Origin of the sequence: Dactylosporangium maewongense (genome assembly GCF_039531485.1) — a bacterium.
Taxonomy (GTDB): domain Bacteria; phylum Actinomycetota; class Actinomycetes; order Mycobacteriales; family Micromonosporaceae; genus Dactylosporangium; species Dactylosporangium maewongense.
Genome location: NZ_BAAAQD010000001.1, coordinates 381,835 through 395,905, shown reverse-complemented (window position 1 = coordinate 395,905; position 14,071 = coordinate 381,835). Strand labels below are relative to the sequence as shown.

Genomic DNA, 14,071 nt, shown 5'->3' with positions numbered 1-14,071 from the left:
TCCACGGTCGAAAGTTTCGGCAAACATTCGGAAGGCATCGGGTAATGTAGATTCATCACTACGCCCTGTCAAGGACTCGATCTAGGCGGCATGACCTGCGCACACTGTTCCTGGTCAATGTGTGGACCGTCCTGGAAACTTTCGGTCGAGGAGACCCATGCCGCAGTTCGACCTTCCACTGCCCGAGTTGCTGCGGTACGCCCCCGCGGTGGCCGAACCCGCGGACTTCGACGCGTTCTGGGCCGCGACGCTCGGCGACGCACGGGCCGTGCCGCCGGTCCTCGCCGCCGACCGGGTGACCACCGGGCTGCGGCTCGTCGACACCTGGGACGTCACCTTCGCCGGCTTCGGCGGCGACCCGGTCCGCGCCTGGTTCAGCCGGCCGGCAGTGTTGCCCGCAGTGTTGCCCGCAGGGCTGCCCGCCGTGGTGGAGTTCGCCGGCTACGGGCGCGGCCGCGGCCTGCCGCACGAGCGCCTCACCTGGGTCACGGCCGGCTACGCGCACCTGCTGATGGACAACCGCGGGCAGGGCGACCTGTACGGCAACGGCGGCGCCACCCCCGACCCGCACGCCGGTGGGTACCGGCTGGTCACCGAGGGGATCCTGGCGCCGCACGACTACTACTACCGGCGGCTGGTCACCGACGCCGTCCGGGCCGTCGACACGGTCCGGGCGCTGCCGGGCGTCGACCCGGCGCGGGTCGCGGTCGCCGGCAACAGCCAGGGCGGCGGGCTCGCCCTCGCCGTCGCGGGACTCGTGCCCGACGTCGCGGCGCTGCTGGCGACCGCGCCGTTCCTGTGCCACTTCCAGCGGGCGGTCGCGCTGACCGACGCCTCGCCCTACGGGGAGATCGCCCAGCACCTGGCGGTGCACCGCGGCATCGAGGACCGGATCTGGCGCACGCTGTCCTACGTGGACGGTGTCAGCTTCGCCCGGCGCGCGAAGGCGCCCGGCCACTTCGGCGCCGGCCTGCGCGACACCGTGTGCCCGCCGAGCACCGTGTTCGCCGCGTACAACGCGTACGGGTGCGCCGACCGCGTGATGCACGCCTACCCGTACAACGGCCACGAGGGCGGCGACGCGGTCCACGTGCGGCGCCAGCTGGACTGGCTGCCCTCGAAACTTTCGGCGTAGACTCGCGGGCTATGCCGACCCCCAGGCCGCCGCACAGCAGGGCCACCATGTCGGAGATCGCGGCCGAGGCCGGGGTGTCCGTCCCCACCGTGTCGAAGGTGCTCAACGGCCGGCGCGACGTCGCCCCGGCGACCCGGGAGCGGGTCGAGGCGCTGCTGCGTGCCCGCAGCTACCTGCCCCGCCGCACGCCGCCGGCCCGCACCGCCGGCCTCATCGACGTCGTCTTCGTCGACCTCGGCAGCCCGTGGGCGATGCAGATCCTCGCCGGCGTCGAGGAGGTCGCGCACCGCGCCGGCACCGGCGTCGTGGTCTCCGCCGTGCACGGGCGCACCCGCACCGCGCCCGACCGCCGCTGGCTGGAGCACCTCGCCGCGCGCCGCTCCGACGGCGTCCTGCTCGTGCTGTCCGAGCTCGCCGCCGACCAGCGCGAGCGCCTCGCCGACCTCGGCATCCCCGTCGTCGTCGTCGACCCGGCGGGGCAGCCCGACCCGAGCGTCCCGTCGGTCGGCGCCACCAACTGGACCGGCGCGCTCACCGCCACCGAGCACCTGATCGGCCTCGGCCACCGGCGGATCGCCGTCATCGGCGGCCCCGGCGACGTGCTGTGCGCCCGCGCCCGCGTCGACGGCTACCGGGCGGCGATGCACGCCGCCGGCCTCGACGTCCCCGCCGGATACGAGCGCACCGGCGACTTCACCAGCCCGACCGGCCACCGGGAGACCCTGGCGCTGCTGGACCTGCCGGAGCCGCCGACCGCGATCTTCGCGTGTGCCGACGAGATGGCCCGCGGCGCCTACGAGGCCCTGCACGAGCGCGGCCTGCGCGTCCCGGACGACCTGAGCGTCGTCGGGTTCGACGACCTGGAGCAGGCCCGCTGGTCGATCCCGCCGCTGACCACCGTGCGGCAGCCGCTGACCGAGATGGCCGGCCTGGCGACCCGGATGCTGCTGTCCCTCGCCGCCGGCGAGACCCTGGACTCGACCCGCCTGGAGCTGGCCACCCCGCTCGTCGTGCGGTCCAGCACCGCGCCGCCTGGAAATGTTTCCATGTCCTTCGAACGAAGGCGGCCATAGACTGGCGCCGTGGACTCCGCGAGCGCGCCAGCCCCCGGCGGCCGCCGGCGCCGCGGCGAGGTCACCGTGGCGACCATCGCCCGGCTCGCCGGGGTGTCGCCGCCGACGGTTTCGAAAGTTCTGAACGGTCGGTCCGGCATCGCCGTGGAGACCCGCGACCGGGTCGAGGCGCTGCTGCGCGAGCACGGCTACCGGCGCGGCGAGCAGCACGGCGGCGCGGCCGCGACGCCGAGCGTCGAGGTCGCCTTCTACGGCCTGGAGAGCCACCTGGCGATGGAGATCCTGCGCGGCGTCGAGCAGGTCGTCCGCGACCGGGGCCTCGCCGTCGGGTTCACCGACCTGCAGGGCCCCGCGCCCGGCGGGCGCCGCACCGCCGACCGGCTCCTCGCCCGCCGCCCCACCGGCGTCATCGCGGTCAACTCGGCGTTCCGGGCCCGCCAGTACGAGCAGCTCGCCGCCGGTGGCGTGCCGATGGTGGTGCTCGACCCGACCGGCGAGCCGATGCACCCGATCCCGTCGGTCGGCGCGACGAACTGGAGCGGCGGCATCGCCGCGACCCGGCACCTGCTCGACCTCGGCCACCGGCGGGTCGGCGTGATCACCGGCCCGATGGAGTACCTGTGCGCCCGGGCCCGCCTCGAGGCCTGCCGCGGCGCCCTCGACGCCGCCGGCGCCCCGCTCGACCCGGCCCTGGTGCGGCACGGCCGGTTCGACTTCGACGACGGCGTCCTGCTCGGCCGGCAGCTGCTGTCGCTGAAGCACCCGCCGACCGCGATCCTGTGCGGCGACGACCTGCAGGCCCTCGGCGTCTACGAGGCCGCCCGCCTGCTCGGCGCCCGCATCCCCGACGACGTCAGCGTCGTCGGCTTCGACGACATCGAGGTGACCCGCTGGTGCGGGCCGCCGATGACGACGGTGCGGCAGCCGTTCGCGGAGATGGGCGCGACCGCCGCCCGCATGGTGCTGCAACTGGCGGTCGGCGAGCCGGTCGAGCCCGCCCGCGTGGAGCTCGCCACCAGGCTCGTCGTGCGCGCCAGCACCGCACCCCCGTCGTCGTGAGCCGCCCCGTCGTGGACCGGACGGCGAAGGCCGTCATCTCCGAGCTGCTCGCCCGCGACGTCGTCCCCGTGCTCAAGCGGCACGGGTTCGCCGGGCGGGGGCGCAACTTCCGCCGTACGCGGGAAGGCCGGCAGGAGCTCGTCACCGTCGAGCCGCACCGGTGGAACGACCGGCACGGTGGCGCGTTCGCGATCGACCTCGGCGTCTTCATCGACGCCCTCGATGCCGCCGAGTCCCTGGTGCCGCCGGCCGAGCCGCCGGCGCGGCACGAGTGCCACCTCCATGTCGGCAGCGGCTTCCGGTGGACGTTCGACGCGGTCACCGACCTGCGCGCCCTGGGCGCTTCGGCCGGCGAGTGGGTGCTGCGGGAGGCGCTGCCGCGCTTCGACCGGCTCGCCACCGGCGCCGGCGTCCTGGACTGGCTGCGCGACCGGACCGACCCGCCGGGGCTGCGGCAGGTGTACCTGGCGGCCACCGCGGGCGCGCCGGAGCTGGCCCAGGCGTGGCTGGACCGGGTCGTCGCCGAGGCCGCGCCGTGGCCGCTGCCGGTGCGCCGCGAGGCGGCCAGGTTCGCGGCGCTGCTCGGGCTGCGCTGCCCGCCGCCGGTGGACTCCCCCACGCTGACGGTGACGCTGCGGCTGCCCCACGACGTCCCGCCGGCGCGGCAGGAGGAGGCGCTGCGGCAGCTGTCGTACAAGCTGCACCAGCACCTCACCGAGCTGCGTGCGGGCCGGCCGGCGGCGCAGGCCGCGACGCTCTACCACGCGCTGCGCCGCGACGGCCTCGTGTGCACCGCCGACTTCTACGGCGCGCCCGCCGAGGACCTCCTGCGTCCGCTGCGGCGCGCGTTCGCGAAGCTGGCCCCGCAGTTCGCCGACATCCGTGAAAGTTCCACACCGGGTGGCGGGTCACCGGCCCCGCCGCCGCCACCTGATTGACACACCGCACCGGGGTGCACACGCTCTGCGCGTGGAGACAGTGACGAGCCATGTCGTCGCGTTCCAGGGCGACGGAGCGGGCGCCGAGGAGCTGACCTGGGGCCAGCGCGACGTGTGGGACCTCATGCGGCGCACCGGCCGGACGATGAACATCGGCGGCGCGGTCCGCGCCGGCGACGGCGAGACCGTCGAGGGGGTCGCGGCCGTGCTGCGCTTCCTCGCCGGGCGGCACCAGGCCCTCCGCACCCGGCTGTCCCCGGTGGACGGTGGCCCGCCGCGGCAGGTGGTGTCGGCCTCCGGTGAGATCGCCCTCGAGGTCGTGGACGTCGTGGACGACGAGCCGGACCTGGTCGCCGAGCGGCTGCGGGTGCGGTACCAGACGACGCCGTTCGACCCGTTCGCGGAGTGGCCGGTGCGGATGGCCGTGGTGCGCTCCGGCGGGACGCTCACGCACGTGGTCGTCATGTACTACCACGTGGTCGTCGACGGGTTCGGCATCAACGCGATCGTCCGCGACCTCGCCCGCCTCGACCCGGCGACCGGTCTCGCGACCGCGCCCGCCGAGGGCACGCAGCCGCTCGACCTCGCGCGCCGGCAACGGGCGCCGGAGGCGCTGCGGCAGAGCGGGAAGTCGCTGCGGTACTGGCAGCGCCAACTCCTGCGGGTCCCGCCCGCACCGGTGCCGTCCACGCCCCCGGACGGCCCACGCTTCCGGGAGATCGTGTGCGTGTCGCCGGCCCTCGCCCTCGCGGTCCGGCGGCTCTCCGCACGGACCAGGGTGGCGTCCGGGCCGATCCTCCTCGCCGCGTACGCCGTCGCCACCGCCCGCCTCACCGGCGCCGACACCGCCGTCGTGCAGGTCATCGTCAGCAACCGGTTCCGGCCCGGGTTCGCCGACGCGGTCGGCAGCCTGCGGCAGTTCGGGCTGTGCGTCATCGACGTCGGCGGCCCGTTCGAGGAGGTGGTCGCGCGGGCGTGGAGCGCGGCGATCGGCGCCTACAAGCACGGCTACTACGACACCGCGGCGCACCAGTCGCTCGTCGCCGGCCGCGAGTCCGACCTGTCGTGCTACCTCAACGACCGCCGCATGGAGACCCGCGACGACGACGCGGCCGCGGACCCGCCGGACGGCGACGTCGAGGCCGCGCTGCCGCTCACGAAGCTGGACTGGGGCCTGCACGAGGAGACCTACGACGGCTCGCTCTACCTGCACGTCGAGGACACCGCGGACGCCTCAGACGCCGTCATGTTCACGCTGTGGGGCGACACCCACCGGTACCCGCCGGAGGCGCTGCTGCGGTGCGCCCGCGACATCGAGGCGGTCGTCGTCGACCCGTTCAGAAGTCGCGGGCCCCGTCGAACCAGCGGGCCGCCGCCTCGGTGAGGTCCCCGCACGGGGTGGCGGCGGTCAACCGGTGGACGGCCTCGCCGGCGTCCTCGCGCTCCGTCGTCTCGATGCCGGGCAGCGCGTTCACCGCGCCGACGAACCCGCGCACCGCCGCCTCCACGTCCTGTCGCGTCGTGGCCGCCCGGATCGCATCCTCCGCCGCGCGGTACGCCGCCGTCGCCGCCCTCGCGGTGCGCGACGGCCAGCCCGCGAACGGCAGGCCGTGCCCGGCGGCGAACCATTCGGGCCTGCGCAGCCTGGTGACGGTGCCGTGCCCGCGCAGCCGCTTCCCCACCACGGCGTCCACATCGGACGCGAACAGGCGGGTCAGGTCCGGCCAGGTGTCCACCGCGGGCAGGCCGGTGAGGTCGGGGCACAGGTGCAGGTGCAGCGCGGTCAGCCGGCGCAGCCCGCCGAGCGCGTCCACATTGGCCAGTCCCCCGCTGAGCGTCAGGGCGCGCAACTCCGGGAACTGCAGCAGGCTCGCGCAGTCGAACGGCTGCCGTAGCGGCGGCACGGTGACCCTGACCGAGTGCGCGCCGGCGAGCGCGGGCAGGCCCGGCAGCCGCAGCGGCGGTCCGTCCGGCGCGGGCCGGGTGTCCGGGGCGAAGGACAGGCCGGGACAGGCGGCACCCGGAGCGAGGTCAGGGACCAGCAGGCGCGGGTCGCCGGTGACCATGACGTGCCCACCCCCCGCCGGCAGCGTCAGGCGCAGCGGCGCGTCGCGCAGGGTGATGCCGAGCGTGCCGATGTCCGCCGCGGCGGCGTCGACGGTGTGCGCCGCGCGCGGCCGCCAGTCGAAGGTCTCGATCGGCCGGCGCCCGGCCCAGCGGAAGAAGCCGGTGTCGTCGCCGTCGTAGACGATCCGGCGCGGCCACGGGTACCCGGCCGGGACGGTGAACGGGTCGAACACCGACCAGTCGATCGCGTCGCCGGGCGCGACGACCAGGTCCGGGCGCGGCGTGCCGCCCTCGGGCCCGATGACGACGACGCCGACGCCGGGCCGGCGCTCCAGCCGGTGACTGTCCGGCCCGGTCAGGGAGAGCTTCACCGGGCCTCGACGAACGCCTCTTCGTCGTTCAGCGCGCGGTACTCCTCCATGCCCAGCAGCGCGACGGCCGGCGCCACCTGGGTGTGCATGGCGAGCAGCGCCGCGATCTTGCGATCGAGGTCCGCTCCCGTCAGGTGTACGCGCAGCGCCAGCTCCTCCTCCACGACGCCGACCGGCCGCTCGTCGGTCATGAAGACCTGCCACTGCTCGTACCGCTCGCTCCAGGCGGCCAGGTGCTCCTGGGTCATGGCGGCGTGCAGGAGCCGCCCGGACCGGCCCGCCCGCTCCCAGGCGGCGCCGACCCACGCGGAGATCGTCTGATGGTCGGGGTGGAACGTGCCGCCGTCCGGCCCGAACGTCAGCACCGTGTCGGGGGCGACGTCGGCCAGCAGCGCCGCGATCCGCTCGACCGGCTCGGCCGGGTCCATGGCCGCCAGCCCGCCGTCGGGGTAGCCGAGGAACCGGTGGTCGGTGACGCCGAGCACGGCCATCGCGGCGGCGGCCTCCCAGCGGCGGGTGCGGCCGAGCCGCTCCGGCGGCCACGCGACCGGGTCGTCGGTGCCGAGCTCGCCGGCGGTGGCGCTGACGCACACGACCCGCTGCCCGTTGGCGACAGCGGCCGCCATGATGCCCCCGGCACCGTACGTCTCGTCGTCGGGGTGCGCCCAGATGGACACGATCGTGCCGAGCTTCTCCGCCTGCTCCGTGACCCGCTGCTCCACGCGTCCATCTTGCCGGTTCCGCTCGGCCGCCGGGCGCCCGCCGCGGTGTGACGGAGCTCCCGCAACGCTCCGTCACGCGCGGTGAGCGACAATACTGCGGTGAGCCGGATCCTCATCGTCGACGACGACGAGCCGCTGCTGCGCGCGCTGCGGATCAACCTCACCGCCCGCGGCTACCAGGTCGACACCGCCGGGACCGCGACCGCCGGCCTCATCTCGGCCGGCAACCACCGCCCCGATCTCGTCATCGTCGACCTCGGCCTGCCCGACCTCGACGGCATCGAGGTGGTGAAGGGCCTGCGGGCCTGGAGCGACGTCCCCATCGTCGTCCTGTCGGCCCGCCACTCCGAGCCCGCCAAGGTGGCCGCCCTCGACGCCGGCGCCGACGACTACGTCACCAAACCCTTCGGCGTCGACGAGTTCCTCGCCCGCATCCGGGCCGCCCTCCGCCGCGGCGCACCCCCGGCGACGGCGACGGCGACGGTCGTGCGGACCGATGCCTTCGTCCTCGACCTGACCGCCAAGCGCGCCACCCTCCCCACCGGCGACGTCCACCTCACCCCGACCGAGTGGCACCTCCTGGAGGTCCTCGCCCGCACGCCCGGCACCCTCGTCGAGCACCGCCGCCTCCTCCGCGAGGTCTGGGGCCCCCGGTACGAGACGGAGACGAACTACCTGCGGGTCCACTTCGCCAACCTCCGCCGCAAGCTTGAGCCCGACCCCGCCAACCCCCGCCACCTCCTCACCCATCCGGGCCTCGGCTACCGGCTGGAGCTCTGACCGCCGCGGCGTCACGGCGACGAGAACCTGTCCGCCGGCGCCGGGTCGTCGAAGAGCGTGATCGCGGTGATGCCCGCCTCGGTGACCGTGAGGACGGCCAGGCCGAACAGCTCGCCGCGCCGGCACCCCCGGAAGGGATCGGTCCGGCGCGACCGGAAGGCTGGTAGACAGGAGAACCGGGGCTTCGCTTCGTGAAGGCGGTGACCGTGACGCGTGGGCTGCTGCGGGTGTACCTCGGCGCCGCACCCGGCGTCGGGAAGACGTTCCGGATGCTGGAGGAGGCGCACCGCCGCCGGGACCGCGGCACCGACGTCGTCGTCGGCGTCGCCGAAACCCACGGCCGGCCGCGCACCGCCGGCCTGCTCGACGGCCTCGAGGTGCTGCCACGCCGGGAGGTGCGGCACCGCGGCGCCGGGTTCACCGAGCTGGACCTCGACGCGGTCCTGGCCCGCCGGCCCGAGGTGGTCGTCGTCGACGAGCTCGCCCACACCAACGTCCCCGGCTCCCGCAACGCCAAGCGGTGGCAGGACGTGCAGGAGCTCCTCGACGCCGGCATCACCGTGCTCACCACCGTCAACGTGCAGCACCTCGAGTCGCTCAACGACGTCGTCCAGCAGATCACGGGCGTGCCGCAGCGCGAGACCGTCCCCGACGCCGTCGTGCGCCGCGCCGGGCAGATCGAGCTCGTCGACATGGACCCGGAGGCGCTGCGCCGCCGCATGGCACACGGCAACGTGTACGGCGCCGAGCAGGTCGACGCGGCGCTCGGCGACTACTTCCGGGTCGGCAACCTCACCGCGCTGCGGGAGCTGGCCCTGCTGTGGCTCGCCGGGAAGGTCGACGAGGAGCTCGACCGGCACCGGGCGGGGCACGACGTCGAGGCGGCCCGGGAGGCCTGGGAGGCCTGGGAGGCCCGGGAGGCCCGGGAACGCGTCGTCGTCGCCCTCGCCGGCGGACCCGAGGGCGAGGCGCTGCTGCGCCGGGCGGCCCGGATCGCGGCCCGCACCAAGGGCGCCGACCTCCTCGCCGTCCACGTCGTGCGCGGCGACGGTCTCGCCGGCGCCGACCCGGCCCGGCTGGCCCGCCAGCAGGTGCTCACGGAGCGGCTCGGCGGCACGTACCACCAGGTCGTCGGCACCTCCGTGCCCACCGCGCTGCTCGACTTCGCCCGCGGCGTCAACGCCACCCAACTGGTCCTCGGCACCAGCCGCCGGCACCGGCTCGCGCAGCTGCTGTCCCCGGGTGTCGGCGTCACCACCGCCGCGGCGGCCGGCCCGATCGACGTGCACCTCGTCACGCACCTCGTCACGCACCTCGTCACACACAAAGAGACCCGCCGCGGCCGCCCGCGCCCCGTGCCGCCGCTGGTCGCCGGCGGGCTCACCCCGCGCCGCCGGCTCGCCGGGTTCCTGCTCGCCGGGCTGGGCCTGCCGCTGCTCACCGCGGGCCTGTCCGCCACGCGCGGCGAGGTGTCGCTGTCCCTGGACATCCTGGCGTACCTGCTGCTGACGGTCGCCGTCGCGCTCACCGGCGGGCTGTACCCGGCGCTGCTGGCCGCGGTCGGCGGATTCCTGCTGCTCAACTACGTGTTCACGCCGCCGGTGCACCGATTCGCCGTCGCCGACCCGGAGAACCTCCTGGCGCTGCTCGGGTTCGTCGTCGTCGCCGTGGCCGTGTCCACGGTGGTCGACCTGGCGGCCCGCCGTACCAGAGAAGCCACCGCCGCCCGGGCGGAGGCACAGACCATGTCCACGCTCGCGGCCGCCGTCCTGCACGGTGACCGGCCGCTGCCGGCGCTGCTGGCGCAGGTCCGGGAGGCGTTCGCCCTCACCGCCGTCACCCTCCTCGCCCGGTCGGAGACCACGGGCTGGGAGGTCGCCGCCGCCGTGGGCGACCTCCCCGCGACGACGCCCGCCGAGGGCGACCCGCCCACGATGACCGCCGAGGGCGACCCGCCTTCGACGATGCCCTTCTTGGGCGACCTTCCCGCGACGACGCCCACCGGGGGCGACCTTCCCGCGACGACGCCCACCGGGGGCGACCTTCCCTCGACGGCGCCCGCCGACGGTGAGATCGAGGTGCCGATCGACGACGACCTCCGCCTGGTCCTGCGCGGCCGTACGCTCGCCGCCGCCGACCGCCGGCTCGTCGAGGCGTTCGCCGTGCACGCCGCGATCGCCCTGCGCCAACAGGACCTCGCCGCCCAGGCCGCGGCCGCGGAGACCCTCGCCGAGGTCGACCGCCTGCGCACCGCCCTGCTCGCCGCCGTCAGCCACGACCTGCGCACCCCGCTCGCCGCGGCCAAGGCCGCCGTCGGCACCCTGCGCAGCGGCGACGTGCCGCTGTCCGGGTCCGACCGCGCGGAGCTGCTGGCCGTGGCCGAGGAGTCCCTGGACCGCCTCAACCGCCTCGTCGAGAACCTCCTGGACATGAGCCGCCTGCAGGCCGGCGCCCTGGGCCTGCAGATGCGCCCGGTGTCCGTCGCCGCGGCGGTCCGTGACACCGGGGTGCCCATCCGCGTTCCCGACGACCTTCCCCCGGTGCTCGCCGACCCGGCACTGCTGGAGCGGATCCTCGACAACCTGCTGTCCAACGCCCTGCGGTACAGCCCTCCGTCGCGCCGGCCGACGATCACCGCCAGCACCCACGCCGGGCGCGTCGAGATCCGCGTCGTCGACCACGGCCCCGGCATCCCCGCCGAGGACCACGACCGCGTCTTCCAGCCCTTCCAGCGCCTCGGCGACCGCGACAACACCGCCGGCGTCGGCCTGGGCCTGGCGCTGTCCCGCGGCCTGGCCTCGGCGATGGGCGGCACCCTGACCCCGGAGCCCACCCCAGGGGGTGGCCTCACCATGGTCCTGAGCTTCCCCTTGATCTCAACCTAGGTTGAGGTCCTACGGTCCACTGGTGTCATCGAGCGCGCAACCGAAGGACCTGCTGACCGTCGGTGAGGTCACCGCCCGGACGGGGGTGGCCGCGTCCGCCCTGCGGTTCTACGAGGCCGAGGGCCTCATCACGGCCGAGCGCAACCGTGGCAACCAGCGGCTGTACCGCCGGCACATGCTGCGCCGGATCTCGCTCATCCTCGCGGCCCGGCGGCTCGGTATCCCGCTCGCCGACGTCGCGCAGATCTTCACCACCCTGCCCGCCGACGAGGCGCCGAGCCACCGGGACTGGGTGCGGGTGTCCCGGGTGTGGAAGCGCGAGCTCGAGGACCGCCGCCGGTACATCGTCAACCTCGAACGCCAGCTCACCGCCTGCATCGGCTGCGGCTGCCTCTCCATGCGGTCGTGCGACCTGCTCAACCCGGACGACCGGCTCGGCACGCGCGGCCAGGGCCCGGTCCGCCTCGACGAGCCGGCCTGACTACGCCAGGGCCTCGTCGTGGACCTGCGGCGGAAGGGCCGCCACGAACGCGTGGTCACCCGGGATGCGGTCCACCCGCGAGGCCCCGCCCGGCGAGCCGACCCCGGCGAAGAACCCGGCGTTGACGGCGGTGAACTGGCTCCACTCGGCGGGCAGGTCGTCCTCGTAGAAGATGGCCTCGACCGGGCAGACCGGCTCGCACGCGCCGCAGTCGATGCACTCGTCCGGCTGGACGTACAGCATCCGGTCGCCCTCGTAGATGCACTCGACCGGGCACTCGTCGAGGCACGCCTTGTCCATCAGGTCCACGCACGGCAACGCGATCACGTAGGTCATGCCGCGGAGACTATGAGCTCAACCGCACTTGAGCTCAAGTACCTATAGGGTGGTGCGATGGCGTCGGTCAAACAGTTCCAGGTCACCTTCGACTGCGCGGACCCGCAGCGCGTCGCCCGCTTCTGGTCGGAGGTGCTGGGCTACGTCCTGCCACCCGACCAGACGGATCCGGCGTCCGCGTCGTGCTCCGACCCTACCGGCGTCGGCCCCCGCCTGTACTTCCAGCGCGTCCCCGAGGGCAAGGTCGTCAAGAACCGCGTCCACCTGGACGTGCGCGTCGGCACCGGCCTCGTCGGCGAGGCACGCCTGGCCGCCCTCGAAGCCGAATGCGCCCGCCTCCTCCCCCTCGGCGCGGTCCGCGGCAACCTCCTGCTCGCCGACGGCGTGAACGAGTCCTGCCTCGTCATGCAAGACATCGAAGGCAACGAGTTCTGCCTTGATTGACCATCGTCAGGTGATGGTCGGGGATGCGCAGGACGCGGCTGGGCTGTTTGCCCGGGCCGTCTGTGATGCGGTCGGGGAATCCGTGAAGTCGGTGATCCTGCACGGGTCGCTCGCGGACGGAGGGTTCCGGCCGGGGCGGAGCGACATCGACCTGCTCGTGGTCGTCGACAGGAGCCTTACCGATGCGGAGGCGGGCGGCGTCGAGCGGCTGGTCCGGGATGCCGGTGTGGGCAGTGCGTCGGGGATCGACCTGCACGTGGTGACGGCCGCGGTGGCCGCGGCGCCGGGGCGGGAGCCTGCGCTGGAGCTGCACGTCGGGCGGTACGGGCAGGGGGAGGTCGAGGTCGAGCGGGCGGTCGGCGGGTACCCGGACCTGCTCGCGGAGCTGTCCATGGCGCGGGACGGTGGGCGGGCGCTCGCCGGGGCCGCGCCGCTGGACGTGCTCGCGCCTGTGCCGGCCGAGTGGGTGGTCGATCGTGGACGGCACTGGTTGGAGGTGTGGCGGTCGCTCACGGACGACACCGAGCACGCCGCGTTCATGGTGCTCACCGCGTGCCGGATCTGGCAGTTCGCGGTGGAGCGCGTGCACGGGTCCAAGGCGCAGGCGGCGCGGTGGGCGCTCGAACGTCGGCCCGCGCTCACCGCTGTACACCAGGCGCTCCTGCAACACGAGCAGGGGACGGCGACCGTGATCGACGAGGCCGGCATCGCGGAGCTGCTCGACCTGGTGCTGCGGGAGACGGGGTGAGGGTTCAGTTCCAGTTCGAGGCGGCGGACGTCGTCAGGTGGCAGGTTTCGCAGATGTACAGGCTGCGGAAGCCGTCGCCGTCGCCGCGGAGGTGGTTGGTCACCGTGGCGACGTGGAACATGAGCCGGTGGCAGGAGCGGCACGACGGGTTGGAGTAGACGCCGATGGGTGGGCCGCCGACGGTGCCGAACACGTCCGGTGTCGACATGATGTGGCCGTTGCAGTAGGTCAGGGTGTCGTCGTACGGGCGGAGCACGACCATGGCGCGGCCGTCCGGCCCGTCATTGTCGCGTTCGTCGTCGTCGTCCGGCGTGCCGGCCTCCACAGACTCGTCGTGCCAGCGGCCGTCCTCGCCGACGGCGCCGGTGACGCCCCAGCTGAGGTGCGTATCGAGCAGGTGCAGGTGCTCGGCCGGCCACGCCGGCACGCCGGGGAGGGCGGCGGCGCGCAGGGACAGGTAGTGCCAGTTGACCGGGGTGGTCTCCGGGTCCCGGACGACCCGGTCCAGCGGCAGGCCGACCGGGTGCTCCGCGGCCAGCAGCTCGGCCAGGTCGGCCACCGGCCGACGCTCCACGGCCAGCTGGTGCGACGAGAACCGCTGCTGGAGCGGGCCAGCTGGCGGGGTCCAGAAGCCGACGTACTCCAGGTCGCTCGCGCCGCGCTGGCCTCGGGCGAGGTCGGCCGCCACGGTGAGTGCCGCTTCGGTACCGATGGCCGCGAGCACTTCGAGCACATACCGTGCGGGACGGGCGGCCAGGTGCTCCACGCAGTGGTCCGGGGCGCCGCGGAGCAACACGCACATCGCGCCGAACGGGACCGAGAAGCCGCTGAGCAGTTCCAGGATGACCCGCTCCTGATGCGGGCGGAACCACTCAGGATGAGCACCCGCCACATAGTCGAAGTGGTCGTAGAGGGTCTCGCTGAGCTCGCGGTCGGTGGCGGCCTGGCCGAGCAGCTCGACCAACGCTGTGACGTCGGCCGGGCTGTCGACCGGAAACACCGGGCGTCGGTGGGTCTCGAACGGCATGCGCC

Annotated in this window: 14 protein-coding genes; 10 read left to right on the top strand and 4 right to left on the bottom strand. The window is 74.5% G+C overall.

Features of this window, described 5'->3' with window-relative positions:
• Positions 1-157 precede the first annotated feature (157 nt).
• The 5 genes from ABD332_RS01795 to ABD332_RS01775 are packed head-to-tail and all read left to right on the top strand — an operon-like array spanning position 158 to position 5,589.
• Positions 158-1,135: an acetylxylan esterase gene (locus ABD332_RS01795; RefSeq protein WP_344498761.1), complete on the top strand. Its 978-nt coding sequence runs from the start codon at positions 158-160 to the stop codon at positions 1,133-1,135.
• A gap of 11 nt (positions 1,136-1,146) precedes the next feature.
• Positions 1,147-2,208 carry a LacI family DNA-binding transcriptional regulator gene (locus tag ABD332_RS01790; RefSeq protein WP_344498759.1) on the top strand — a complete coding sequence of 354 codons (1,062 nt, stop codon included), beginning with the start codon at positions 1,147-1,149 and terminating at the stop codon, positions 2,206-2,208.
• A gap of 9 nt (positions 2,209-2,217) precedes the next feature.
• Positions 2,218-3,267, top strand: coding sequence for a LacI family DNA-binding transcriptional regulator (locus tag ABD332_RS01785; RefSeq protein ID WP_344498757.1), 1,050 nt, complete (start codon positions 2,218-2,220; stop codon positions 3,265-3,267).
• Positions 3,264-4,205, top strand: a complete 942-nt coding sequence (locus tag ABD332_RS01780) for a DUF4304 domain-containing protein (protein ID WP_344498755.1) — start codon at positions 3,264-3,266, stop codon at positions 4,203-4,205. The genes ABD332_RS01785 and ABD332_RS01780 overlap by 4 nt, the downstream gene beginning before the upstream one ends.
• A 31-nt stretch (positions 4,206-4,236) precedes the next feature.
• Entirely contained in the window at positions 4,237-5,589 is a 1,353-nt protein-coding gene (locus ABD332_RS01775) for a condensation domain-containing protein (RefSeq protein WP_344498753.1), read from the top strand.
• On the opposite strand, the gene ABD332_RS01770 is transcribed toward ABD332_RS01775, so the two are convergent.
• Positions 5,543-6,643 carry a hypothetical protein gene (locus ABD332_RS01770; RefSeq protein WP_344498751.1) on the bottom strand — a complete coding sequence of 367 codons (1,101 nt, stop codon included), beginning with the start codon at positions 6,641-6,643 and terminating at the stop codon, positions 5,543-5,545. The two genes, ABD332_RS01775 and ABD332_RS01770, sit on opposite strands and share 47 nt — an antisense overlap.
• A complete protein-coding gene (locus ABD332_RS01765) occupies positions 6,640-7,365 on the bottom strand; it encodes a PIG-L deacetylase family protein (protein WP_344498749.1) in 726 nt (241 codons plus the stop codon). Before ABD332_RS01765 ends, ABD332_RS01770 begins: the two co-directional genes overlap by 4 nt.
• 99 nt (positions 7,366-7,464) lie before the next feature.
• Between ABD332_RS01765 and ABD332_RS01760 the strand changes: the two genes are divergently transcribed.
• The 3 genes from ABD332_RS01760 to soxR all read left to right on the top strand — a co-directional run bounded on the left by ABD332_RS01760 (position 7,465) and on the right by soxR (position 11,511).
• Entirely contained in the window at positions 7,465-8,145 is a 681-nt protein-coding gene (locus tag ABD332_RS01760; RefSeq protein WP_344498747.1) for a response regulator, read from the top strand.
• A gap of 206 nt (positions 8,146-8,351) precedes the next feature.
• Positions 8,352-11,030, top strand: coding sequence for a sensor histidine kinase (locus ABD332_RS01755; RefSeq protein ID WP_344500674.1), 2,679 nt, complete (start codon positions 8,352-8,354; stop codon positions 11,028-11,030).
• 22 nt (positions 11,031-11,052) lie between these two features.
• The gene (soxR, locus tag ABD332_RS01750) at positions 11,053-11,511 is read left to right on the top strand and encodes a redox-sensitive transcriptional activator SoxR (protein WP_344498745.1); all 459 of its coding nucleotides are present in this window, start codon (positions 11,053-11,055) and stop codon (positions 11,509-11,511) included.
• On the opposite strand, the gene fdxA is transcribed toward soxR, so the two are convergent.
• A complete protein-coding gene (gene fdxA, locus ABD332_RS01745) occupies positions 11,512-11,847 on the bottom strand; it encodes a ferredoxin (RefSeq protein ID WP_344498743.1) in 336 nt (111 codons plus the stop codon).
• Between the two features lie 57 nt (positions 11,848-11,904).
• Between fdxA and ABD332_RS01740 the strand changes: the two genes are divergently transcribed.
• The gene (locus ABD332_RS01740) at positions 11,905-12,291 is read left to right on the top strand and encodes a VOC family protein (RefSeq protein ID WP_344498741.1); all 387 of its coding nucleotides are present in this window, start codon (positions 11,905-11,907) and stop codon (positions 12,289-12,291) included.
• Positions 12,292-12,304: 13 nt separating this feature from the next.
• The gene (locus ABD332_RS01735) at positions 12,305-13,039 is read left to right on the top strand and encodes an aminoglycoside adenylyltransferase domain-containing protein (protein WP_344500672.1); all 735 of its coding nucleotides are present in this window, start codon (positions 12,305-12,307) and stop codon (positions 13,037-13,039) included.
• A 4-nt stretch (positions 13,040-13,043) separates the two neighbouring features.
• Here ABD332_RS01735 and ABD332_RS01730 read toward each other — a convergent pair whose 3' ends face one another.
• The gene (locus ABD332_RS01730; protein ID WP_344498740.1) at positions 13,044-14,066 is read right to left on the bottom strand and encodes a hypothetical protein; all 1,023 of its coding nucleotides are present in this window, start codon (positions 14,064-14,066) and stop codon (positions 13,044-13,046) included.
• Between the last annotated feature and the right edge of the window lie 5 nt (positions 14,067-14,071).

Bases quoted from the DNA above. Each gene is read 5' to 3' on its own strand.
- ABD332_RS01740 (WP_344498741.1), top strand. From the start codon at position 11,905: ATGGCGTCGGTCAAACAGTTCCAGGTCACCTTCGACTGCGCGGACCCG.
- ABD332_RS01790 (WP_344498759.1), top strand. From the start codon at position 1,147: ATGCCGACCCCCAGGCCGCCGCACAGCAGGGCCACCATGTCGGAGATC.
- ABD332_RS01730 (WP_344498740.1), bottom strand. From the start codon at position 14,066: ATGCCGTTCGAGACCCACCGACGCCCGGTGTTTCCGGTCGACAGCCCG.
- ABD332_RS01735 (WP_344500672.1), top strand. From the start codon at position 12,305: ATGGTCGGGGATGCGCAGGACGCGGCTGGGCTGTTTGCCCGGGCCGTC.
- fdxA (WP_344498743.1), bottom strand. From the start codon at position 11,847: ATGACCTACGTGATCGCGTTGCCGTGCGTGGACCTGATGGACAAGGCG.
- ABD332_RS01795 (WP_344498761.1), top strand. From the start codon at position 158: ATGCCGCAGTTCGACCTTCCACTGCCCGAGTTGCTGCGGTACGCCCCC.